At 55.7% G+C, this 21,412-nt stretch carries 22 protein-coding genes; 9 read left to right on the top strand and 13 right to left on the bottom strand.

What is annotated here, in order from left to right; genetic code table 11:
• Positions 1-18 precede the first annotated feature (18 nt).
• Positions 19-351, top strand: coding sequence for a hypothetical protein (locus H6F59_RS06830; RefSeq protein ID WP_190696768.1), 333 nt, complete (start codon positions 19-21; stop codon positions 349-351).
• Positions 352-584: 233 nt separating this feature from the next.
• Here H6F59_RS06830 and H6F59_RS06825 read toward each other — a convergent pair whose 3' ends face one another.
• Positions 585-920, bottom strand: a complete 336-nt coding sequence (locus H6F59_RS06825) for a hypothetical protein (RefSeq protein ID WP_190696765.1) — start codon at positions 918-920, stop codon at positions 585-587.
• A 269-nt stretch (positions 921-1,189) separates the two neighbouring features.
• Here H6F59_RS06825 and H6F59_RS06820 point away from each other — a divergent pair, with 269 nt between their 5' ends.
• The gene (locus H6F59_RS06820) at positions 1,190-1,951 is read left to right on the top strand and encodes a metallophosphoesterase family protein (RefSeq protein WP_190696762.1); all 762 of its coding nucleotides are present in this window, start codon (positions 1,190-1,192) and stop codon (positions 1,949-1,951) included.
• 195 nt (positions 1,952-2,146) lie between these two features.
• Here the strand turns inward: H6F59_RS06820 and gap are convergent, their stop codons facing one another.
• Entirely contained in the window at positions 2,147-3,199 is a 1,053-nt protein-coding gene (gene gap, locus H6F59_RS06815; protein ID WP_190696760.1) for a type I glyceraldehyde-3-phosphate dehydrogenase, read from the bottom strand.
• 341 nt (positions 3,200-3,540) lie between these two features.
• Here gap and H6F59_RS06810 point away from each other — a divergent pair, with 341 nt between their 5' ends.
• Positions 3,541-3,702, top strand: a complete 162-nt coding sequence (locus H6F59_RS06810; RefSeq protein WP_190696757.1) for a hypothetical protein — start codon at positions 3,541-3,543, stop codon at positions 3,700-3,702.
• Between the two features lie 25 nt (positions 3,703-3,727).
• On the opposite strand, the gene H6F59_RS06805 is transcribed toward H6F59_RS06810, so the two are convergent.
• Positions 3,728-4,255: an alpha/beta hydrolase gene (locus H6F59_RS06805; RefSeq protein WP_190696754.1), complete on the bottom strand. Its 528-nt coding sequence runs from the start codon at positions 4,253-4,255 to the stop codon at positions 3,728-3,730.
• Positions 4,256-4,405: 150 nt separating this feature from the next.
• Positions 4,406-5,122 carry a GntR family transcriptional regulator gene (locus tag H6F59_RS06800; RefSeq protein WP_190696751.1) on the bottom strand — a complete coding sequence of 239 codons (717 nt, stop codon included), beginning with the start codon at positions 5,120-5,122 and terminating at the stop codon, positions 4,406-4,408.
• A 237-nt stretch (positions 5,123-5,359) separates the two neighbouring features.
• Here H6F59_RS06800 and H6F59_RS06795 point away from each other — a divergent pair, with 237 nt between their 5' ends.
• Together H6F59_RS06795 and H6F59_RS06790 are read left to right on the top strand one after the other, a co-directional pair.
• A complete protein-coding gene (locus tag H6F59_RS06795; protein ID WP_190696748.1) occupies positions 5,360-6,295 on the top strand; it encodes a fatty acid desaturase in 936 nt (311 codons plus the stop codon).
• The gene (locus H6F59_RS06790; RefSeq protein ID WP_313887134.1) at positions 6,295-7,308 is read left to right on the top strand and encodes an alpha/beta fold hydrolase; all 1,014 of its coding nucleotides are present in this window, start codon (positions 6,295-6,297) and stop codon (positions 7,306-7,308) included. Before H6F59_RS06795 ends, H6F59_RS06790 begins: the two co-directional genes overlap by 1 nt.
• A gap of 33 nt (positions 7,309-7,341) precedes the next feature.
• On the opposite strand, the gene H6F59_RS06785 is transcribed toward H6F59_RS06790, so the two are convergent.
• From H6F59_RS06785 to H6F59_RS06755, 7 genes are all read right to left on the bottom strand, one after another.
• Entirely contained in the window at positions 7,342-7,821 is a 480-nt protein-coding gene (locus H6F59_RS06785) for an OsmC family protein (RefSeq protein ID WP_190696745.1), read from the bottom strand.
• A 26-nt stretch (positions 7,822-7,847) separates the two neighbouring features.
• Entirely contained in the window at positions 7,848-8,297 is a 450-nt protein-coding gene (locus tag H6F59_RS06780) for an N-acetyltransferase (RefSeq protein ID WP_190696743.1), read from the bottom strand.
• Positions 8,298-8,451: 154 nt separating this feature from the next.
• Positions 8,452-8,868: a plastocyanin gene (gene petE / locus H6F59_RS06775; protein ID WP_073606532.1), complete on the bottom strand. Its 417-nt coding sequence runs from the start codon at positions 8,866-8,868 to the stop codon at positions 8,452-8,454.
• Between the two features lie 223 nt (positions 8,869-9,091).
• Positions 9,092-9,598, bottom strand: a complete 507-nt coding sequence (psbV, locus tag H6F59_RS06770) for a photosystem II cytochrome c-550 (RefSeq protein ID WP_190696740.1) — start codon at positions 9,596-9,598, stop codon at positions 9,092-9,094.
• Positions 9,599-9,797: 199 nt separating this feature from the next.
• A complete protein-coding gene (gene accD / locus H6F59_RS06765; RefSeq protein ID WP_190696737.1) occupies positions 9,798-10,742 on the bottom strand; it encodes an acetyl-CoA carboxylase, carboxyltransferase subunit beta in 945 nt (314 codons plus the stop codon).
• Between the two features lie 195 nt (positions 10,743-10,937).
• Positions 10,938-13,505, bottom strand: coding sequence for an adenylate/guanylate cyclase domain-containing protein (locus H6F59_RS06760; protein ID WP_190696734.1), 2,568 nt, complete (start codon positions 13,503-13,505; stop codon positions 10,938-10,940).
• A 261-nt stretch (positions 13,506-13,766) separates the two neighbouring features.
• Entirely contained in the window at positions 13,767-14,522 is a 756-nt protein-coding gene (locus tag H6F59_RS06755) for a dienelactone hydrolase family protein (RefSeq protein WP_190696729.1), read from the bottom strand.
• 192 nt (positions 14,523-14,714) lie between these two features.
• On the opposite strand from H6F59_RS06755, the gene H6F59_RS06750 reads away from it, so the two are divergent.
• The 4 genes from H6F59_RS06750 to H6F59_RS06735 all read left to right on the top strand — a co-directional run bounded on the left by H6F59_RS06750 (position 14,715) and on the right by H6F59_RS06735 (position 20,234).
• Positions 14,715-15,650, top strand: coding sequence for a serine hydrolase (locus H6F59_RS06750; RefSeq protein WP_190696726.1), 936 nt, complete (start codon positions 14,715-14,717; stop codon positions 15,648-15,650).
• A 292-nt stretch (positions 15,651-15,942) separates the two neighbouring features.
• Positions 15,943-16,770, top strand: a complete 828-nt coding sequence (locus H6F59_RS06745; RefSeq protein ID WP_190696723.1) for a hypothetical protein — start codon at positions 15,943-15,945, stop codon at positions 16,768-16,770.
• 170 nt (positions 16,771-16,940) lie between these two features.
• Positions 16,941-18,413, top strand: a complete 1,473-nt coding sequence (locus H6F59_RS06740) for an ATP-dependent DNA helicase RecQ (RefSeq protein WP_190696719.1) — start codon at positions 16,941-16,943, stop codon at positions 18,411-18,413.
• A 198-nt stretch (positions 18,414-18,611) separates the two neighbouring features.
• A complete protein-coding gene (locus tag H6F59_RS06735; protein WP_190696716.1) occupies positions 18,612-20,234 on the top strand; it encodes a B12-binding domain-containing radical SAM protein in 1,623 nt (540 codons plus the stop codon).
• 141 nt (positions 20,235-20,375) lie between these two features.
• Here H6F59_RS06735 and H6F59_RS06730 read toward each other — a convergent pair whose 3' ends face one another.
• The gene (locus tag H6F59_RS06730; RefSeq protein ID WP_190696714.1) at positions 20,376-21,002 is read right to left on the bottom strand and encodes a type I restriction endonuclease; all 627 of its coding nucleotides are present in this window, start codon (positions 21,000-21,002) and stop codon (positions 20,376-20,378) included.
• Positions 21,003-21,051: 49 nt separating this feature from the next.
• Positions 21,052-21,201 (bottom strand): hypothetical protein, encoded by a 150-nt coding sequence (locus tag H6F59_RS06725; RefSeq protein WP_190696711.1) that lies wholly within the window; start codon positions 21,199-21,201, stop codon positions 21,052-21,054.
• Positions 21,202-21,412: the final 211 nt, after the last annotated feature.

Here is a 21,412-nt window from a genome sequence, read left to right as displayed (position 1 = left end):
TTCTAACACGCAATTCCCTTGGACGATCAACCCCTATCTAACGAATTGAGTCAGTCGGGAATCAATTTACCCCAACTGGTTGAGGCTGTGGTTCAAGCTGTAACAAAAGTCGGTGAGAGCCGAGACTTAGAGACGGCCTTAGCCATTCGAGATGAAATTCGGCGCTTACCGGATGAGCTCGTGACAGAGGTTTTGAATCAACTGATTCTAAGATTAATTTTTATTGACCCGCCGCTGTGTCGTTGGTTTGTGCTAGATGTGTTTTTGCATGATTCTGATCCAAATGCAAAAGCCGATGTCGCCGAGCGGATTAACATATTGATGACAGATTTGCAATCACAGCAAAAATAATTTTTCCGTAGATTAGTCCAAGCTTTTTTTGCTTATTAAAGGTTGTGAGTGAGTCATCAACACGAGATGTTTTGAATCAAACAGACTGATTCATATTCATCCGTTGCTACCTCTTTGGCCTGGACATTGAGCATTCCAATATATTCAGGAATCAGATGTAGCGCTATCGGTGAGGCAAGTAGGACTGCAAGCATTGCAGTCAGCGGGAGCTTGCATTTGCCGTCTAGGCTCACCTAATCCGTCCAGACCACCTGCCGTTCTGACTTAGTGCGATAGCCCGTTTGCTCTTGAATTACTCGACCGGCTTGGGTTGGGTCAAAGTAGCGATCGAAATCAGCCCTTAGGCGAGCGTGGGTTACCTCCGCTTGGTCAAGCTCATGGCGCACTGTCTCGAGCTGCTGCACCTGAGTTTGAAGATAGGGCACCAATCGCACCAGCGACACGCCTGCTACCAGCCCCAAAAAACAGTTCACCCCCAACCGAGCACTCAGCTCAAAGACTGGAGTATGACGAGCTAAGCGCCGCCAGGGTTGTGCTGGCCGCCGTCCTCGTCGCCGCTGAGCAGGCATTCGATTTGCAGAAGACGTAGGCAGCGGGCTACGAGATCGGGATTGGTGCATGGGGTAAGTGCTTTAAGCTGGCCTTTATTATGCCTGAGAACAATGAGAATAAACCTCATCTGCCCTTAGAAGTAAGCGTTTTACCTTTAAACAATCCCAAATCTCTAACTTCAGTTAGAAACTCTGTGTTGAATTGCCTTTAAACACTTAAGCATTACGAAAAACCAGGAGTTGAGTTGGGGGTTAAGGCATAATAAAGGTAATGGATTTCCTACCCCATGCCCCGACGCATTTTTATTGGCGACATTCACGGTCACTTCGACGGCCTTCAGCGGCTGTGGGAGGCGATCGCCCCAGAACCCGACGATAAAGTCTACTGTGTCGGCGACCTAATCGATCGCGGCCCTAAGAGCGCTGACGTAGTCGACTTTGTGCGCCGTAACGCCGCTGGCTGCGTGCGGGGCAACCACGAACAGCTGATTCTCGATACCTTTGTCGACGGCAAAATCAACCCTCCCACCCTTCAGGGCTGGATCTTTAGCGGTGGCCAGGCCACCCTGACCAGCTACCACGGGTCTGCCGCCACCCTTGAAGACCACCTTGACTGGCTGCGCCAGTTGCCCCTCTACATTGACCTAGGCGATCTGTGGCTGGTGCATGCCGGGGTCAACCCCATGCTGCCCGTTGCCGAGCAGAGCAGCTACGAAATGTGCTGGATCCGCGAAACCTTCCACAGTAGCCTGACACCCTTTTTCTCCGACAAGCTGATCATTACGGGCCACACCATCACCTTTACCTTCCCCGGCGTAGACCCTGGCCAAATTGTCGCCGGGCGCGGCTGGCTTGATATTGATACCGGCGTTTACCACCCCCGCAGCGGCTGGCTCACCGCCCTCGACTGGGACAACCAAATCGTCTACCAGGTTAATGTGTTTGAGCCGATTGAACGGGTGCGATCGTGTGCCGAAGCAATCACCTATCTCGACCCCACAATGATCAAAAAACGCCCCCGCGACATGGCCACCCGCGCCGCGTTTTAGGGAGACACCGCGCGACCTCAGCCTAGGCAGGATAGGCAAAGGGCTTTTCCTCAGGTATAACCACCGCTTCAAGGGGTGAGGACATCTAGCCTCACCCCTTGAAGCAATAGCTATCTGTCAAGGCGCTGCCTCAGTTTTTGCCAGTAGTCAGGATTTGTATCCTAAGCGCAGGGGCCACCGCTGTATTTTGTTGATCTACACCGTGGCGGGGATTTTGATGCCAGAGAGAATGCCTTCTTTTTGGGCCATGAAGAGCATGAGATCGACCACCCGCATCGAGTAGCCCCACTCGTTGTCGTACCAAGCCACTACCTTAAAGAAATTCTCGCTTAGGCCAATGCCCGCCCCGGCATCAAAGGTGCTGGAGTGGGGGTCGGTAATAAAATCACTGGAAACTACAGCGTCTTCGGTATAGCCCAAAATACCGTTCATAGGGCCTTCGGCGGCGGCTTTGACCGTTGTACAGATGGCCTCATAGCTAGTGGGCTGCTCCGTTCTAAAGGTAAGGTCGACCACCGATACGTTGGGGGTCGGCACTCGAAACGCCATACCGGTGAGTTTGCCCTTGAGTTCTGGCAGCACCAGGGTCACGGCCTTGGCCGCCCCGGTAGAGGCAGGGATGATATTTTGACTAGCCCCGCGACCGCCACGAAAGTCTTTTTTAGAGGGGCCATCAACGGTGGGTTGGGTGGCGGTGGCCGCGTGAACAGTGGTCATAAGCCCCTCGGTTAGACCAAAGGCGTCATTAAGGACTTTGGCGACAGGGGCAAGACAGTTGGTGGTGCAGCTAGCGTTTGACACAATGATGTCATTGGCAGGATTAAAGGTTTCGTGATTGACGCCAACAACTAGGGTATGTACGCGGTCGGGGTCTTTGGTGGGAGCAGAGAGAATCACCCGCTTGGCACCAGCGTCGATGTGTTGATGAGCCGTATCAAAGGTGGTAAACAGGCCGGTAGATTCGACCACGTAGTCAGCGCCGAGATCTCCCCAGGGCAGTTCGGCTGGGTTGCGCATGGCCATGCAGGGTTTTTTTTTGCCGTCTACGACAATACCGTCGGCTACGGCTTCAACAGTGCCGTCGAAACGACCGTGGGTGGAGTCATATTTGAGTAGGTAAGCGAGGTTCTCAGGGGGGACTAGGTCATTGATGCCGACAAACTCAAGATTGGGGTTTTTGATGCCGCCGCGCAGTACCAGGCGACCAATGCGACCAAACCCGTTAATACCAACTTTTAGGGTCGTCATAGTTGGAATATCCTTTACGTAGATTGCTGGAGAGTTACGGTTAGCTGGTGAGCTGTAATCCTGCTTAAACAGGGGCGCTGGCGTGAATGGTGACCAAAAACTCATGCCCCCTTGACAAATATCCCGCGCTCCCCATGGGAGAAATGCTAGGGGGAAAAATTCTGTTAGGGCGAGATCTACGCTTTTATTTCAGAGTTCAGTTTTTGCTAGGACGACTAAAATACTGAGTTAAGTCGGTAGCGAAACGAAACAGCTGTAGCCAGATCTGCACTTGTGGTCAAGCAAAGTTTTTACCGCTACCGCTGGGCATTAGGTTCCAGTCGGCCATAGGAGAATGCATTGTGTTTACTGGCCTAGATCTGGTTGTGATATTGCTGGTGTTTGCCGCATTCTTTTACGCCACGGGCTCTAGCAAAGGCTCAGAGTTCAAGCTGGAGCCACTGACGCTATTGGTGGTAGCGATTGTGGTAGGGATGGTAGCGGTTTCGCTTTTGAACCGTTGAGCTGCTAGGGGTTCTCAAGCAGCGGCTATAGAAAAATTGACAGGGGCCGCAGAAAACTGGCCAGACTATTGTAGGCATCCTGAATGCGATCGCCCTCCAGCACCACTTCTTCAGTGGGGTACTTTTGCAGCACCTCTAGCAGGGTGATGTGGCTATCGTCGCTAGCGGATAGCACCAAGGCCGCTCGCAGCGCCTGGCGATCGGCCTCGCCTTTACTGGTATGGATAGAGTCGCCGAGCTGATCGAGGGCCCACTCTCCGGGGCCGCTGTTGAGAGAGCGATCGAGCACAACTGAGTTGACGGGTAGAGGGCGAGTTAGTAGCGATCGCAGCTCCGCTGGGTTCTGCCCCGCCTGGTTGAGCAGCCCGGCAAGCGAGCCGGAGGAGTCACCGGTTTCTGCTAGGGCAGTCAATAACGCCACGGGCACCGTGCGGCTAAACCCTCGGTAGTTGAGACGCACTGACTCAGCCGCCCCCGCTGGAGCAACCAAAGCTCCTAGGCCCAAGCCGGTTAACGCTACTGCCGTTATAACTTGATGGGTTCGATGTTGCATCGTGACCTCCTACCGATTTATCTGCTGACGTCACGGCTTCCCCAAAGGTTGCGGCCTTGGCGCGTGTGATCAGTATAACGAGGCTAGCTGAGTCGCCCAGTTGCTCTAGGCTAGATCAGAGACTGGGCACACGGTGCTGGTTCACTGGTTCTAACGACCCGATCGCGTGCTGAGAGAATAGCAAAAGCGATCGGCGCGGGAGATGGTAGACCCATGCAGCACCGGCTGCTGGTCACTGCTGTAGGCCGTGTAGCGGTAAACCATGAGAGCGTGGCCTAGGGGCACTTCCAGGTAACCGCTTAGGTCGTAGTCGGCATGGGTGCACTCAATTACGCCGTCTATACGCTCGATGGGAATGCCGTTTTGGGCGAGGGTGGGGAAACTCATCTGCTGTTCGAGCAGGGGGGCCAACCGCTTGCCCAGATCAGCGATCAGATACGACAGATCAACCGCTCCAGCGGCCCCATCCATGCGAAAGAGTTTTTTTTGCTGGTAAACGCGAGACTCAGGAGCAATGCCCAGCACCGCCGCCACCTCAGCCGGAGCCGGGGTAGGCTCAAATATCAGGCTTTCAAAGGAAAAGGCGACCTCCTGGCGGGCCATGTCTTGCTCTAAAAACACCAGCGGGCTGGAGAGAGAGTAGGTGACCTTTTTCTGCGGGGTGACAAAGACGCCCTTGCCCCGATAGGCGATCGCCAATCCCTGGCTAACCAAATTCGCTACCGCCTGGCGGGCCGTAATGCGGCTGACGCTAAAGGTTTCCATCAGCTGGTGCTCACTGGGCAGGCGATCGCCAGACTTGTACACCCCCGATTCGATCTGGTGGCGCAGCTTTTCAGAAATGCTGATATGTAGCGGAGTAGCCATGGTCAAGAAACCATCGACAGACGGCAGACATTCCTCAAAACGGCTTTGTCACCCCGAATAATTGTGCTAAGCTCACTTGTCATAACAAGTTGAAAGAGAATTGTTGTGATGGCCGATTTAGTTAGTAGGTCGTTGTGGGAACAGTGGTTTGAGCAACCGAGCATTTCGCAGCTAGGCTGCTTCCCAATTTTTTAATTATCTGACGTTGCCCAGACATTTTCTACCCGAACGTTAACCATGCTTACGAATACTACCCCTGCCGTCGAAGTCAGACCATTACCTCGTCAGCCACGCCAGATCTTATCAGCGGCGGCCTTGGCCACCCTCAACCAGCGATCGAACTGGGCTGGGGCCAGGCAATTTTTGGGCCACTTAGCAGTGATGTCCATCAGCGGCTACCTTTGGGCCACTGCTCCCTTGGGGCTGGCGCTGCCCGCCCTGGTCATCTACGGGGCCAGCCTAGCGCTAATGTTTTGTGCCATGCACGAGTGCTGCCACCGCACCGCCTTCGCTAATCCCCGTCTCAATGACGGAGCAGCCTGGCTAGCAGGGCTGCTGTCGTTTTATAACAGTACGTTTTACCGGCGCTACCACAAGTGGCACCATCGCTACACCCAAATCCCCGGCAAAGACCCTGAGCTAGAAGACGACAAGCCTACCAGCTTAAGCAACTACGCCTGGCAGATGAGCGGCATTTCCTGGTGGATCGGCAAGGTGCGCAGCCACAGCAAAGTCGCCCTTAGGCAACTAGACGGTCTATATTATCTACCCGAAAGCTCCCACGCTGAGGTGGTTCGTTCGGTGCAACTTCAGCTGCTGACCTATGCGGCGGTGGTGGTAGTCTCTACCCTGCTGGGCCAGCCGTGGTTTTTGTTCACCTACTGGGTGCTACCGCTGGCGGTGGGTCAACCCCTACTGCGGGTTGTGCTACTGGCTGAGCACACCGGCTGCCCCAACGATGCCAACCCGCTGATCAACACCCGCACCACGCTCACCCTCTGGCCTCTACGTTGGCTGATGTGGAACATGCCCTACCACGCTGAGCACCACCTCTACCCATCAATTCCGTTTCAGGCGCTGCCAGCGGCCCACGGGCAGCTCAAGCCCTACTTCGCCTGCATAGATGCTGGCTATGTGCGAGCCCATCGCAGCATTGCGGCAGATTTTAGCTAATGAGTATGGTCACATCGGGGCGGTTTACGCTTCAGGAATTTCCCCTCCAGTGCGGTGTTGTACTGCCCCAAGTGGAAGTGGTGTATCAGGTTTATGGAGAGCTGAACAGTCATCACAGCAACGCCATCCTCTACCCCACGTCCTACGGAGCCCAGCACACCGATGTTGATTGGTTGGTGCGCCCTGGCGGCATTCTCGACCCTAGCCGCTGGTGTGTGGTGATGGTCAACATGTTGGGCAATGGCCTCTCGACCTCGCCTAGCAACTGCCCCGTCGTGGCCCAGCCCGGCGTCTACTTCACCCACTACGACAACGTGCGCGCCCAGCAAGCTCTAGTTACGCAAGAGTTGGGCATCGACCAGCTGGCCCTAGTCTACGGCTGGTCGATGGGGGCGCAGCAGGGCTACCACTGGGGCGCGCTCTACCCCAATCGCGTGCAGCGCCTGGCCGCCCTCTGCGGCACCGCCAAAACCACCGACCACAACAAAATCTTTCTCTATAGCCTGCGGGCCGCCCTCACCAGTGATCCCACCTGGAACGGCGAACGGTTTGAGGGCACTCCCGATCGCGGCTTTCACACCTTTGCCCAAATCTACGCTAGCTGGGCCGCCTCCCAGGCCTATTACCGAGCTAAGCCCTACCTGGCCTGGGGCTACGACTCCCTTGAAGACTATATTTTGCGGGGCTGGGAGGCGGGCTACCGCCAGCGCGACCCTCACAATCTGCTGGCTATGATCGACACTTGGCTGCGCTGCGATGTGGGCGATAACCCGGTTTACCAAGGCGACTATGCCAAAGCGATGGGGTTAATCACCGCTAAAACTTTGGTTATGCCCGCCACTACCGATCTGTACTTCACTCCCGAGGATTGCAAAGCCGAGGCAGAGCTGATTCCCAACGCGGAGTACCGGCCTATCCCGTCGATCTGGGGCCATCGAGCGGGCAACCCCTACCAAAACCCGGAGGATGAGGCGTTTATTCGGGAAGCGATCGCAGAGCTTTTAAATCAATAACCCCTCCTCAGAGTGCAGCCATTGGAAAGTTACCTAGGGCTCAAGCTGCACCGACGGTTCGCACTGCACCGGAAAGTTCACCGAATTAGCAATAAAGCACTTTTGATGAGCCGGCCCATGAAGTTGTGTCGCCAGCTCTGAGTCGCTCTCCGGCGTAATGGTGATAATGGGCCTGAGCAAAACCTTAGAAAACTGCCCGCCGCCGTCCCCCGATTCCATCATCGTGCCAATCGGATAGTCAACATAGCGGGTGACGATCACCTTGGCCTCAGCACACAAATGCAGATACCACAGCATGTGGCAGCTTGACAGCGAGGCAACCAGCAGCTCTTCGGGATTGTATTTAGTTTTGTCGCCCCGAAAGACTGGGTCGGCAGAGGCCGCGATCGCCGGTTTGTCGTCAACGGTAATGGTGTGGGCGCGATCGTAGGTGCCGTAGCTCTGGGTGCCCGACCCGGTGTTGCCCGTCCATATTACTTCTACCCGATAGAGGTGGGGCTTTGATTTGGTCATCCTAATCCTCTAGAAATTAAGGCAGGCTAAAAATCTAAGGTAAGAATGACACGATCGCGGCACCAAATGCCGTTTTCATAAATCGGTTCTGGATAGGTGCGCACAAAATAGTCACGATCGATCGACTCTAGCCGAAAGCCCATCTTTTGGTAAAACGCTAGCTGAGCAATACCAGAGTTGCCGGTGCCCACAACCATGCGCTTGGCGCCCAGTTGGCGCGATCGCTCAATAGCCGCCGCCAGCAACAGTTTCCCCAGCTTTTTACCTTGGTGGCTGGTGGCAACGGCAATGTTCATTACTTCGATGACCTGGCGATCGCGCGGTAGTAGCACGACCACTGCAATCACAGCATCCCCCTCCAGCAACCCCATCACCGTCGATTGATGGATGTAGGCATCGACTAGCTCTCGCGACGGATCGGCATCCAGCAGCAGAAGCCAGGGCCATTCTGCTGGGGTGAGGTCTTTTACCTGCATAGTCTATACAAGCGTTTGTGGGCTAGTAGTGTACACAGCAAACGTGAAGAAAAACTCATTAGGACGTCCCTTAGCAAAAAAGGGCATCCCATGGGACACCCTTTTTCACAGCTACTGTTGACTCTGAGGCTCTAAGCACCTCAGAGTTAGAAAACTAGTTCTCTAGAATAACCTTGGCTACCATGCCAGCTCCACGGTGGGGAGCGCAGTAGTAGGTGTAGGTACCAGCAGGCATGTCGCTGGTAAAGGTGGTGGCGTAGTTTTCGCCGGGGGCAAAGGTCAGCTGAGTGTGGGAAATGCTGTCGGCCAGAGCCTTGTCGCCGGGCACACCAGCAGCATCAAACACGACGTTGTGGGGGGCCATTTTGTTGTTAACCCAGGTCACGGTGTCGCCAGGCTTAACGGTGACGGTGCTAGGTTCAAACACCAGCAGACCTGCATCGGAACCCATTTTTACGTCGTAGTTGGTGGCCGCAGCGGGGGCAGAGGCCAGGGTGAGAGTACCCACTACTAACAGAGCAGACAGAATAACCAAGCCCAAACGCTGGGCGGCGCGAAATACACGTTGCATAACTACCTCTAAAGCTCGTATCTCTAGTTCAATCAGTCAGGAGGCTGTTGAACAGCCTTCCTATGGCATATTACCTGCTTTGCGTGGTCACTTGGGGCCTCAGCACTGGAGTAATTGCCGTCTCTAACACCTGCGAAACCCTGCGGACAGAAATTTCAGGTGCAATCTCCAGAGTTTGATCCATCAAAACGATGGGAAGAGACCCCAAGCAAACTAACTGTCCCTAGACTTGAGGAGCAGAGAAGCGGGTTTTGCCAGCTCCCCACATGTCGCCAATCACCTTGGGCTGAAGCAGAATATGGCCTGAAATCGCCACGAGATCTTCCTCGGTCAAACTACGCATTTTGGGGAAGATATCAGCACTCTTTTTGCTGGGGTGTACCTGAGAAATATCGGTCAGACCGTCGTAGGTCATCGGCTCTTTCAGGTAGGCCACCAGGGATTCAAGGTTATCGCGGGGAGGCAAGGAACCGGCTAGGGAGTCCGGATCGAGGCCAACGGTGGGGTTGGTTTTGGTAATCCCCCCGACGTGGCAGGTGCCACAGGCGTAGTTAAACTGGCGACGGCCACGGGTCACCTGCTCCAGAGACAACACATAGGTGTCTCCATCGGGATTGAGCTGTACGGTGCGGGTGGCTTCATCTAGCTCAGCCGCGACAGCGTCTCCCATGACCAGGTGGCTGACAAAGAAGAGTGCGACCGCAACTAGCCAAATGCATCTCTTCAACATGGTTCTCCTCGAATGTATAGGGCTTGGGTATGAAATCAACACAGCTATGTTAAGTCCAACTCAGGTTCTGAAGTTTTCCATCAGGCAAAACTCCACGCCTGGGCTTGGATTTAGATGTAATTCAACGGAGTTTTCCCCATTAAATTATTCACGTAATGTCTATCATGCCACCGAAGGGGGCCATTCCCAATGCTCGCCGTTATAAATCGACGCCAATATGGGTTGGCTCTGCGGCATTGAGGCCATTGGTCCAGGGGGTATGGTTCTCAACAGCAGCGGGGGCAGCAACCGGCTGGTGCAGACGAATCAACTGAGCCAAGGTCTGCTTGAGCTGGGTGCGCGGCACAATCGAGTCGACAAAGCCGTGTTCGCGCAGGTATTCGGCAGTTTGAAAATTGTCGGGCAGTTTTTCACGCAGGGTTTGCTCGACGACGCGGCGACCGGCAAAGCCGATGGTGGCCTTAGGCTCAGCCAAAATGATGTCGCCCAGCATGGCAAAGCTGGCGGTGACGCCCCCAGTGGTGGGGTGGGTGAGCACCGGCATGTAGAGCAGTTTAGCGGCCTGGTGCTGCTGGAGCGCGCCCGAAATTTTGGCCATCTGCATCAGGCTAAGCATGCCCTCCTGCATACGGGCTCCACCGGAGGCACAGACGATGATCACCGGTCGGTTAGTGGCGGTGCCGCGCTCGATCATGCGGGTGAGTTTTTCGCCGACTACCGAGCCCATGCTGCCGCCCATAAAGCGAAAGTCCATGACGCCGAGGGCGACGGGCAGGCCATCTAGCTCGCCTAGGCCGGTTTGCACAGCGTCGGTGAGTTTGGTTTTGGCCTGGGTATCGCGCAGGCGATCGCCGTAGCCCTTGCGATCCTTAAACTTGAGCGGATCTTGAGGCTGAATGTGGGTGTCGAGGGGCTGCCAGGTGTTAGCGTCGATTAGCTGGCGAATGCGCTCGTCGCTGAAGATGCGGTGGTGGTGACCACAGTCGCTACAGACCCACTGGTTGGTGCGCAAATCTTTGGTGTAGGTGAGGACGTCGCAGTGCTCACACTTCGTCCAGAGACCATCGGCAATTTCTCGCTCCTGGCGGTCTTCGCTAATGGGACCTGACTTACGGCGATTGGCAAACCAGTCGAACAGAGACATGCGTGGGCTCATCGGCGACAGAACGACCTAAAAGTGTTCGTTTTGAACACAACCCCCATCCTACCGGGTTTGCTCCTTCTTCGATAGATAGGCTCCCATAGATGGGCTGAGTCAGATGCCGGGTGATGGCCGTCGGTGCATCGGTTTGGCCCTGGTTCTACCATGGCTCAAACCGATGCACCGACGGCCTGTTCGCTACTTTGTCGTCATGACATAGACCCCATCCCAGTCTTCGGGGGGCGGCTGCATTAGGTATTGCCGGGCGCGGCTCAGGTGCACAGTCACGGCTTTGTCCTTAGGACGCATCTGCTGGGCCTGCTCAAATAGGCGCAGCGCTTGCTCAAACTGCATAGCCGTATAGGCGCTGCGGGCCTGGGCATAGAGGTCGAGAAAGGCTTCGGTATCGGCGGTGAGCGGGGCATCGCGCTGGTCGATGAGTTCGTAGATACCAACGGCGCGCTGTTTGCCCTTAACCTGGGTGCGGTCTAGCTCGCGGGCCCAAATTCTGTCGGCGCAGAGGGCATAGGTGTACTCGCTGATCACAATGTCGCAGCCATACTCCTTGGTCACCCCCTCTAAGCGGGAGCTGAGATTGACCCCGTCACCGATCACGGTGTACTCCATTTTGCGCTGGGAGCCAATGTTGCCCGAGACAACTTCGCCGGAGCTGACGCCAATGCCAATGCGAATTTTGGGTTGCCCTAGGGCACCGCGCTCGTTGTTAAACTTGGCCAGCCGTCGCCGCATGTCGAGGGCGCTTTGCACAGCAGCCCAGGCGTGGTTAGTTAGGGGCAAAGGCGCACCAAATACCGCCATCAGCGCGTCGCCAATGAACTTATCGAGGGTGCCCTCGAAATGGAACACCGACTCCACCATGGTTTCGAAGTAGGCGTTGAGCATTTCGACGACTTTGTCGGCTTCCAGGTCTTCGGTCAGGGTGGTGTAGCCGCGAATATCGGAGAAGAGCACGGTGACATCTTTGCGCTCGCCTTTCATCAGCAGATCGTCGCCCAGGGCCATGACCCGCTCGGCAACACCGGGGGTCATGTAGCGGTAGAGAGTGCTCTTCATCCGCTTTTCTTGGCTGATGTCTTCGAGCACGAGCAGGCCGCCCAGCACGCCGCCCTCGGGGTTAGTCAAGGGATTAACGGTGAGATTGATGCTGCGCTCGAAAATCTGCACCACCTCTTGGGGTACCGGGGTTGCGGCCGGATCGCCCCAAGGTCGGTAGAGGGCAGGATTGTCGCTGTCGGGCAGAGCCAGCGTTGAGATCGGGTCTAGCTCAGTGCCGGGACCAGGGGCGATCGCCACCCGCAAACTCTGCTCTGGCACGTAGTGGCGCGCTCCTTGGCCGAGGCTGTCTTCGAGGCGAAACCGCAGGCTCTCAATGGGGATCGCCTCCCACACCGGGCGGTGGAGCAGGGCAGCGCACCAGCGATCGCGAATGGTGCGGCTATGGTCAGTGTCCTCGGGGCAGCCAATTAGCTGTAGGGCGGCATCGTTAATGGTGATGATTCGCCCCTCCATATCGGTAGAAATAACCGCATCGGAGAGGCTTTGCAGAATGTCTTTTTGGTACTGTTTTTCGACCAAGACGCTCTCAAACAGCTTGGCGTTCTCTAGGGCGACACCCGCCTGAATGTTGAAGGCCCGCATGAAGGCTTCGTCGGAGGTGGTGAAGGTGCCCTGGGCCTTGTTGATCAGCTGGGTGACGGCGATCAGCTTGCCGCCCGAATCAAACACGGGCATGCAGAGGATGTTACGGGTGCGGTAGCCGGTGCGCTTGTCAGCATCGGGGTTAAAGCGCGGATCTTGGTAGGCATCAGGGATGTTGAGCACCTCGCCCGTGGTGGCTACGTGGCCCACAATGCCGCTATTGATAGGAATGCGTAGCTCCACCAGCGATTTGCCGTCGCCCGACTTCACCTTTGACCACAGATCGCCGCTCTCATCGTCGATCAGCCACAGGGTGCTGCGATCGGCCTGCATAAGCTGACGGGCTTCTCCCATCACCGACTGCAGGGTTTTCTCCAGATCCAAACTCTGCTCTAGCGACGAGATTGCCTTCAGCAAAGCGGCTACGCCTTTCTGGTTGCGGGCGGCGATGTAGAACGAGTTACAACTTTCGAGAATCACCCCCAGGGACTCGGCAAACTCTTTAAAGTGGCGCTCGTCTTGCTCGTCGAAGGGAGCATGGTTGAGCTTGTTGAGCAGCTGCACCACCGCCACAATGTTGTCGGTCTTTTTGCTGAGTACCGGCATGCAGAGAATGCTGCGGGTGCGGTAGCCGGTCTTTTTGTCGTGGGTGGGGTCGAAGCGATCGTCCGCGTAGGCGTCGGGGATATTCAGCGGCAGCACATGGGTAGCCACGTGGCCCGAAATGCCTTTGCCCATAGGCACGCGAATTTCGAGCGATCGCTCCCCATCTCCCTGGGCAATCTTCGACCACAGCTCCTGCTTTTCCTGATCCACCATGAAGATAGTGGTGCGCTCAGCCTGAAGAATTTGGCCGATCTTGAGGGTAAACGCCTCCAAAATCTGCTCCAGCATAACCTCCAACGACTCGTTGTTGATCATGTCGATGGCGCGCAGAAAATGCTCAAACTCTGCCGTGATTTGGTCGAGCAGACTGATGAACTGTGGGGTGGGCAGATCGCGCACCCGGTTGGTAAGAGAACTGGTTTGGTTAGCCAGAGACAGCGCGGTAATCATGCTGCGTTGGTTGAAGACCGGCCCGGAAAGGCCATCGATCTGAGGTGCCATGGGAACCCTATTCAAGCGTGGCAGATGGGAAAACAATGGGCGCAGTCAGCCGCCTAGATAAGTTGAGGGATTGTGCAGGCTCAATCGTCTAAAAGCGGCAAATCGAAAGGGAAACCCTTCCCCGCAAAACCCTCTCACCGAGGTATTAGTGAACCCGCTAAACACCTCTTACTCTAACCGTATACCTTAGGTCGTAGGACAGAAAGTTGCGATTTGCACAGAATGCCCGCCCCCTGGCCATGGCCTAACATACCCAGGCCCTCAAGAATGTGGCGCAGCGGTGCCAAAACCGTGGGCCAAAAAGGTTACCACCTCCGCCCAGGCCGCGTCAGTGGCGGCAGGGTCATAGCGGTAGCCATCGTCGCGCATGAAGGTGTGGTTGGCCAGGTAGATCAGGGTTTTATGGTCAACACTGGCGGTGGTCAGGGCATTGAGAATCGTATCGCGACCCTCAGCGGGCACGTGAGGATCTTGATCCCCAAAGACCAGCAGCAGATGGGCGTTAATTTCGCTCAGACGCTCTAGGGTGTTGGCTCTGTCTTTCCCGAGCTTGCCGCTGTGAATGCCAGTTGGATAGCAGCACACCGCCGCCTTAACGATAGGGTTTAGCGCCGCGCGACAGGACAAATGGCCACCAATGCAAAAGCCCACCGTCCCGAGCTGACCGGGGGCGACGGTGTCCGAGGTCTGAAGCCAGTGCAGCGCTGCCGCTGCATCGGCGTCGTATTGAGCCACCTCCGTGCGACTGGCGGCGTCGTTGCCCCGCAGGCGACCCAAGTCATTCGGTTCAATCACAGTGCCAATAGGCTCTAGTCGATGAAAGATCTCTGGAGCTGCCACCACGTAGCCATATCCAGCTAGGCGATCGGCTAAACGCAGAATTGGCCCTCCCAGTTGGTAAATGTCTGAGTAGAACAAAATGCCGGGATATTGGCCAGAAACAACAGGCTCCACCACATAAAGCCGCATCAGGCTGTCGTCTACAGTCAACCCCACCTCACGGCGTTTGATTTGCACCACCAACCTCCAACAGAACGATCTATATACTGAGCCAGGACGAATTTGAGAAGGGTAAGGATTAGGGCATAGACGATCCGGCATGCCCACCAATCCACTCCGCCCTCGTACCCATCCACCCCCGCACCCATCCACCGCTATGGTGAAGGATGATTTAATCAACAAGCGGTTACCCAGAACACAAGCACTGGCATGACGACATTTTTCGCCCCCGATCCTGACCTGCAAGCGACCTTAGAACAGGTATTAGAGCAGGTGCGGGCTGAGTTTGCGTTGACGCCTACTCAAATTGCCGTGACCTGGGTGGTCTATGACCCACCCTACATCGTCAATACTGGCGGGGCTTTGAGTGCCGATGATTTTTGGCAACACCGCCCTCAGGGGGCCAGTTATCGAGGAGTTGAGCTGATTTACCCAGCCAGCGTGGTGAAGCTGTTTTACTTGGTAGCCGCCCATGAGTGGGTGGAGCAGGGAATGATTTCACCATCGGCGGAGCTAGATCGGGCGCTAAAGGACATGATTGTAGACTCTAGCAATGACGCGACTTCTCTAGTTGTCGATCTGCTAAGCGGCACCACCAGTGGCCCGGAGCTGCCCCCTGGCCCCTTTGAAACCTGGTGTTACCAGCGCAACATTATCAACCGCTTCTTTCAGTCGTTGCCGTGGCCTGAGTTGGTTGGGGTAAACATGAATCAAAAGCCCTGGGGCGATGGACCCTACGGTCGCGAGCGGGCTTTTGTGGGCGAGCACTACGAGAATCGCAATCGGCTCACCACCGACGCCATAGCCCGGTTGATTCACAGCATTGCTGGCGGAGTAGCGGTGTCGGCGGCGCGATCGCAGACCATGCTCTCTCTGCTGGCACGCCATCAACCCACTGCCCCGCCAGCACCCGGTGAAGAAGACCAGTTCACCGGCTTTTTGGGGGAAGGCCTACCTCGGGGCACTCGGCTCTATTCAAAGGCGGGGTATACCAGCAAGGTGCGCCACGACGCCGCCTACTTTGAGCTACCCAGCGGCGAACCTGGTTTGCTAGTAACTTTTATCGAAAGCTCTGTGCACAGCAAAAACCGACAAATTTTACCTCGGTTGGCTAGTCTCATAGTTCAGCACATGGTCAGTCCATAGGGTTAGGGCAAATGTTCCAAAATGCTAGTCACCCTTCGATATTGATCTGCCCTAATGTAGAGTCGCGCCTATCCAAAGTAGGTGCAGAATGTTGTTAACATAGCCTCGCCCCTAGGCTGAAGATGGTACAATTCAGCCAATTTCAGAGGCACATGTGGTGTGTGAATCTGTAGCGATGGAATAGTTTTAACTTTCCTGAATCTCACTACGACATTGCGATTTCAAGAGCGATTAATCGTTGGCATTTAGCCAATGAGACTTGATTGTTAAAAATCTGAGGAGTGAACGAATCATGGCGTATCTAAAGCAAGTTTCTCTGGCTCTCAGCTTGGCGGCCGTAGCCGGTATGGCTGCCCCAGCCCTGGCCCACAACCACCTGGCCGAGCTAGAGCCGACCCAAAATACCTTAGCTGAAGCAGTCGAAAGCTCTACTGAAGCAACCACTGAACCTGTTGTAGCTGACGAAGCCACCACCGCTGAAGTGCCTGCAGCGGCTGAAGCGCCCGTCGTTGAAGCGATCGCCCCGGTGGAGCCAGCGGAGTCTGATGCCAGCCTGCTCGCTTTGCCCGAGGCTGAGTCGCTTACCGCTGATCAAGGTTCGTTCGACACCACTGGTATTGAGTCGGCTCTGACGGCGGCCACCATTGAGGCCGCTCCCACCGCCAACGATTCTATCGATCTGGCCCAGGGCACCACTCGCCCGGCCTACGAGATCAGCCCTGCTTACCTGGGCGTGGGTGGCAACATCGGCATCGGCAATCGCAGCGACAGTGGGCTGTCTAGCTTTGGTTTCAACGTCATCAGCAAAATTTCCCTTGGGCCCCGATTCTCGGTGCGGCCTGGGGCTACCATCACCAATAACCGGTCGAGCTTCACCATTCCGGTGACCTACAACTTCAGCACCTTGAGCTACGAGGGGTTCCGCGCTCAGCCCTACGTTGGGGCTGGGGTCGACATTCCCACCAGTGGCGATGTGGGTCTGCTGATCAACGCCGGGGCCGACGTACCCATCTCCCGCGACTTTACCTTTAACGCCGTGGGCAACTTCCGAGTCACCAGCGGCTTTGCCCTGGGCATCTCCCTGGGCGTAGGCTACAACTTCCCCTTCATCTTTGAATAGAACTGGGGATAAATCACCCGTTTGCCAATGCCCTCTAAGGCAAAGGTAGCCATTTATAGAAAGGGGATCGTGTTTAGGCTCGATCCCCTTTCTTGTATGCAGGCTGCCAACTGTAGGCTAAATCGTGGGGCTGAGCTGGGCATCCTGAAGGCACGATTTAGGGTGTGGCGATGGCAGAACAGTCCGTGGCCTGGGCCAGGGTGCTCCAGGCGTTTCAGCAGATTTGGGGCTATAGCGACTTTCGCCCACCCCAAGATGCGATCGTCAAGGCATTGCTCAATCGTCAAGATATTTTGGTCGTGCTGCCCACCGGTGGCGGAAAATCGGTTTGCTTTCAATTACCGGCGCTGCTGCAGTCGGGCCTGACGCTGGTGGTTTCGCCCCTGGTAGCGCTCATGGAAAACCAGGTGCAAGAGCTGCACGACAAAGCCCTGCCCGCTGCCACCCTCCACAGTCAGCTGCCACCGCCCGTTCGCCACCGCACCCTCAGGGCGCTAGAACGTCAAGAATTGCGGCTGCTCTACGTTTCGCCTGAGACCTTGCTCAGCCCACCCGTCTGGGAACGGCTCTGCCAACCGAAACTCCGGCTCAATGGCATAATTTTGGATGAAGCCCACTGCCTGGTGCAATGGGGTGAAACTTTTCGCCCCGCCTATCGCCGCTTGGGGACGGTGAGAAAAGCGCTGCTGGACTGCCGCCCAGATGGTAGCACCCTGCCCATTGCGGCCTTTACTGCCACCGCCGACCCTGTGGCCCAAACCGTTTTACGCGAGGTGCTACAGCTTCAGTCGCCTCAGGTGGTGCGGCTTAATCCCCACCGTCCTAATTTAAATCTGCGAGTGAAGGCTGTGGTCAGCGAGGGCCAGCGCAAGGGCGTGTTAAAGCGCTACCTTCAGCAGCACTCCAACCAGGCGGGGTTAGTCTATGTGCGCACTCGCAAAGATAGCGAGGCGATCGCCCAGCAGTTGGGCGATCGCTATCGGGTAGCGCCATACCACGCCGGGTTGAGCAGCCGCGATCGCCGCCAAATTGAGGCCGACTGGATGGCTGACAAACTTCAATTTGTGGTCTGCACCTCGGCCTTTGGCATGGGCGTTAACAAACAGTCAACTCGCTGGGTTGTCCACTACCAAGCTCCTTGCACCATTACCGAGTACGTGCAGGAAGTAGGAAGAGCCGGACGCGATGGCAACGCCGCCGAGGCCCTGACCCTGGTGAGCGAGCCGACGGGCTGGCTGGAGCCGGGCGATCGCCAACGGGCGAAATTCTTTGAGGCTCAAACCCAGGCCCTACAGCAAAAAGCCCAGCGCCTGGTGACCCAAATTCCGCTTGAGGGAGACGTGCGCGACATTAGCCAGCAGTTTGAGCACGGGGCCATTTCCCTATCGTGGCTGCACAGCGTCGGCCAGTTAGAGTGGGTGAGCCCGTTTCAGTACCAGCTCATTGGCCGGGCAGAGCAACCGGTGCGATCGCAGGAGTCAGCCAGCCAGCAGATGCATCAATTCCTCCACAGCCGTCAATGTCGCTGGCAGGCTCTGCTCGTAGCCTTTGGTTTTCGCAGCGAGGCGCAGCGCTTAGGGGGGTGTGGACATTGCGACAACTGTCATTCTCCGGCCAAAACTCGTCGGTCGTCAGCGAACTAATCGCGAGTTTCCCCGTCTTTAAGTGATGCACAAACCGATACCCACATTCGATCGCGGTCAGTAAGATCGACAAATTGAGGATCCATACCTCAGGTTTTTCTAAAGTTTTTGTTACCGTTAGGTATCACATTCTCAAGTTTTGCGTTTGATTATTTCAGATAACTCCCGTAGCATGGCGAGGATACCCATACGGTCTCTATGAATATTCTTTTGGTTTATCCACGCTTTCCTCAAAGCTTTTGGTCGTTTGACAAAACGCTAGAGCTGGTTGGGCTGAAAGCGCAGTTGCCCCCCTTAGGGCTAGTGACCGTAGCGGCGATTTTGCCCCAAACCTGGGACTACAAGCTGGTAGACCGCAACGTGCGGGAAGTGCGCGACGACGAGTGGCGCTGGGCCGACATTGTCATCATCTCGGCGATGATCGTCCACCGCGTAGATTTTTTAGACGCCGTACAGACCGCTAAGCGCTACGGCAAGCTGGTGGCGGTGGGCGGCCCTTACCCCACCGCCATTCCCCAAGAATCTGAAGCCGCCGGAGCTGATTTTCTGGTGCTCGACGAAGGGGAAATTACTCTGCCCATGTTTGTGGAGGCAGTGGAACGAGGCGATCGCAGCGGCACCTTCCGCTCTGGCGGCGAGAAGCCCGATGTCACCAGCACCCCCGTGCCCCGCTATGACCTGCTCGAGATGGACGCCTACGCCGAGATGTCGGTGCAGTTCTCTCGCGGCTGCCCCTTCCAGTGCGAGTTTTGCGACATCATCGTGCTCTACGGCCGCAAGCCCCGCACCAAAGACCCCGAGCAGTTGCTAGCCGAGCTGCAATGCCTCTACGACCTGGGCTGGCGGCGCAGCATTTTCATGGTCGACGACAATTTTATCGGCAACAAGCGCAACGTCAAACTGCTGCTCAAAGCCATGAAACCTTGGATGGAGGAGCACGGCTATCCCTTCTCCTTTGCCACCGAGGCCTCGGTAGACCTGGCCCAAGATCCAGAACTGATGCAGATGATGGTCGATTGCAACTTCGGCACCGTCTTTTTGGGCATTGAAACCCCTGATGACGAAAGCCTCAACATGACCAAAAAGTTTCAGAACATGCGCGACCCCCTCTCGGAGTCGGTGATCTCCATCGCCCAGGCGGGGCTGCGGGTCATGGCCGGGCTGATCGTTGGTTTCGACGGCGAAAAGTCTGGGGCCGGTCGGCGCATCTACGAATTCGTTGAGCAGACCGCCATCCCCACCGCGCTGGTGAGCATGCTGCAAGCCCTGCCCGACACCGCTCTTTCTCACCGCTTAGAGAAAGAAGGTCGCCTGCTGAGCAAGAGCGCCGACATCAACCAGACTACCCTGATGAACTTCGTGCCCACCCGGCCCATCGAAGAAATCACCGAAGAATATATCCAGGTGTTTTGGGATCTCTACGACCCGCTGACGGTGCTTAACCGCACTTTCCGCCACTTCTTGATGCTGGGGGAGGCCCAAAAGCGCAACTACAAAAACCGCACTACTTCTGCCGGTGCCCCCGATGTCAACTGGGTCACCATTCGCGCCTTTTTAATTGTGGTGTGGCGGCAGGGCGTGCTGCGCAAAACCCGCCTGCGATTTTGGATCAACCTGGCCATTATGCTGTGGCGTTACCCGGCGGTGGCCGCCAACTACATATCGGTGTGTGCCCAGGCCGAGCACTTCATCGACTTTCGCCAGCTCGTGCGGCAGAATATTGAAGAGCAGCTGGCGGCTTACCTGGAAGCCAAAAAGCTCACCGATCAGACAGCGGCAACGACCGCATCGGTTGAATCTGTTGCTATGCCTGTCAGCTAGATTTAGCCCTAGCGCCGCACCAGTAAAGTCATAATGGCCGAGGGACTTTAGATTTCTCGGCTATCTTTTTGGACGCATCGTTGAGTTGCCCTAAAAGCGCCATGTCTCCAACGCATCAAGGCTCGTTCCAACGGGGTGACGTTAAGTCTCGAGCAAACTCCTGAACCGTTTCAAGCAGCGCAAAACAGAGTACAGGTTATTGCCCCGATTGAGTAAGGAAAATAAGTCAAACGCGGCATATCGAGGCGCCTCTCCTGGCACAAGCTTGAGGAATAGAAACTCGCTACCATTCAGGACAACGCCAAACGCTGGTTTCTCTGAGTTGGGTGCCGCCAGCATGTAAGCCAAAGCCTGGGGAATAGCTTTCGTGATCGAAAACTCGGAGTTTTTTGCCTCGATGACTGTGACCCACAGCTGCCCTTGAATCACTACGACATCAATGGCGCCTTGGATGATATCCCCTTCATCCTCTGCCGCAACTTGGATGGAGGTTTCACCATCTACTCGAAACGGCGGCTCATAAAATCCAGCCAAATCTAGCAGGGGAGAAAGCACCACCATTTTGACAATGCTTTCCATCACAGGATATTCAAGCAGATAGAGATAGTTCTGCTTAATTCGATCCAGCGATCGCTGCTCTGAAACCGTTAATTCGGGTAAGTCGTGCTGCCATTCTGTAAAAAAGGCATCATCGTGCACCTGTTGCAGACCAAACTTTGTCTTGAGATCGTGGAGTTTGACTTTTCGGGCTGCAATTGTTTGCGCCATAGCAACGCTCTAGGATGACAAGTGTCTCCATCTTAAAGGGAAGAAGAGGTTAGCGATGGCTCGGCCCTAGCGACGCCGCATCTGTCAGGCACGATCGCCGCCACTGCTGATAGGCCCGTTGATAGTCAGCCCAAGCTTTAAGCTGGCCGTCGGGGCCGTCGTAGCGGTGCTTAAACTGCTCCCAGCAAACTTTTTCCATGGGGCCTCTCATTGTTTAGAAACGGCTTGTATAGAAAGTTTTGGATCCTAATTTAATAATGCCAAAAACCTGGGGATCAGGGTTGACCTTGCAACACAACTTGAGATCCTAATAAATTGAACTCTATGCAGCTAGGTGCCTCTAGATTTAGCGCTATTTCTGGAGAAAGGTGACTGTTAGACACTACATCTGAAAATAATCGGGTATGATG

The sequence above is a fragment of the Nodosilinea sp. FACHB-141 genome, assembly GCF_014696135.1.
Classification (GTDB): domain Bacteria; phylum Cyanobacteriota; class Cyanobacteriia; order Phormidesmidales; family Phormidesmidaceae; genus Nodosilinea.
Note: the sequence above shows the minus strand (reverse complement) of the source record. Positions and strands in the feature narration are given on the sequence as shown.

What these genes read in the sequence shown, in the direction of transcription:
- H6F59_RS06825 (WP_190696765.1), bottom strand. Translation starts at nt 920, where the DNA reads ATGCCTGCTCAGCGGCGACGAGGACGGCGGCCAGCACAACCCTGGCGG.
- H6F59_RS06820 (WP_190696762.1), top strand. Translation starts at nt 1,190, where the DNA reads ATGCCCCGACGCATTTTTATTGGCGACATTCACGGTCACTTCGACGGC.
- gap (WP_190696760.1), bottom strand. Translation starts at nt 3,199, where the DNA reads ATGACGACCCTAAAAGTTGGTATTAACGGGTTTGGTCGCATTGGTCGC.
- H6F59_RS06805 (WP_190696754.1), bottom strand. Translation starts at nt 4,255, where the DNA reads ATGCAACATCGAACCCATCAAGTTATAACGGCAGTAGCGTTAACCGGC.
- H6F59_RS06800 (WP_190696751.1), bottom strand. Translation starts at nt 5,122, where the DNA reads ATGGCTACTCCGCTACATATCAGCATTTCTGAAAAGCTGCGCCACCAG.
- H6F59_RS06795 (WP_190696748.1), top strand. Translation starts at nt 5,360, where the DNA reads ATGCTTACGAATACTACCCCTGCCGTCGAAGTCAGACCATTACCTCGT.
- H6F59_RS06790 (WP_313887134.1), top strand. Translation starts at nt 6,295, where the DNA reads ATGAGTATGGTCACATCGGGGCGGTTTACGCTTCAGGAATTTCCCCTC.
- H6F59_RS06785 (WP_190696745.1), bottom strand. Translation starts at nt 7,821, where the DNA reads ATGACCAAATCAAAGCCCCACCTCTATCGGGTAGAAGTAATATGGACG.
- H6F59_RS06780 (WP_190696743.1), bottom strand. Translation starts at nt 8,297, where the DNA reads ATGCAGGTAAAAGACCTCACCCCAGCAGAATGGCCCTGGCTTCTGCTG.
- petE (WP_073606532.1), bottom strand. Translation starts at nt 8,868, where the DNA reads ATGCAACGTGTATTTCGCGCCGCCCAGCGTTTGGGCTTGGTTATTCTG.
- psbV (WP_190696740.1), bottom strand. Translation starts at nt 9,598, where the DNA reads ATGTTGAAGAGATGCATTTGGCTAGTTGCGGTCGCACTCTTCTTTGTC.
- accD (WP_190696737.1), bottom strand. Translation starts at nt 10,742, where the DNA reads ATGTCTCTGTTCGACTGGTTTGCCAATCGCCGTAAGTCAGGTCCCATT.
- H6F59_RS06760 (WP_190696734.1), bottom strand. Translation starts at nt 13,505, where the DNA reads ATGGCACCTCAGATCGATGGCCTTTCCGGGCCGGTCTTCAACCAACGC.
- H6F59_RS06750 (WP_190696726.1), top strand. Translation starts at nt 14,715, where the DNA reads ATGACGACATTTTTCGCCCCCGATCCTGACCTGCAAGCGACCTTAGAA.
- H6F59_RS06745 (WP_190696723.1), top strand. Translation starts at nt 15,943, where the DNA reads ATGGCGTATCTAAAGCAAGTTTCTCTGGCTCTCAGCTTGGCGGCCGTA.
- H6F59_RS06740 (WP_190696719.1), top strand. Translation starts at nt 16,941, where the DNA reads ATGGCAGAACAGTCCGTGGCCTGGGCCAGGGTGCTCCAGGCGTTTCAG.
- H6F59_RS06735 (WP_190696716.1), top strand. Translation starts at nt 18,612, where the DNA reads ATGAATATTCTTTTGGTTTATCCACGCTTTCCTCAAAGCTTTTGGTCG.
- H6F59_RS06730 (WP_190696714.1), bottom strand. Translation starts at nt 21,002, where the DNA reads ATGGCGCAAACAATTGCAGCCCGAAAAGTCAAACTCCACGATCTCAAG.
- H6F59_RS06725 (WP_190696711.1), bottom strand. Translation starts at nt 21,201, where the DNA reads ATGGAAAAAGTTTGCTGGGAGCAGTTTAAGCACCGCTACGACGGCCCC.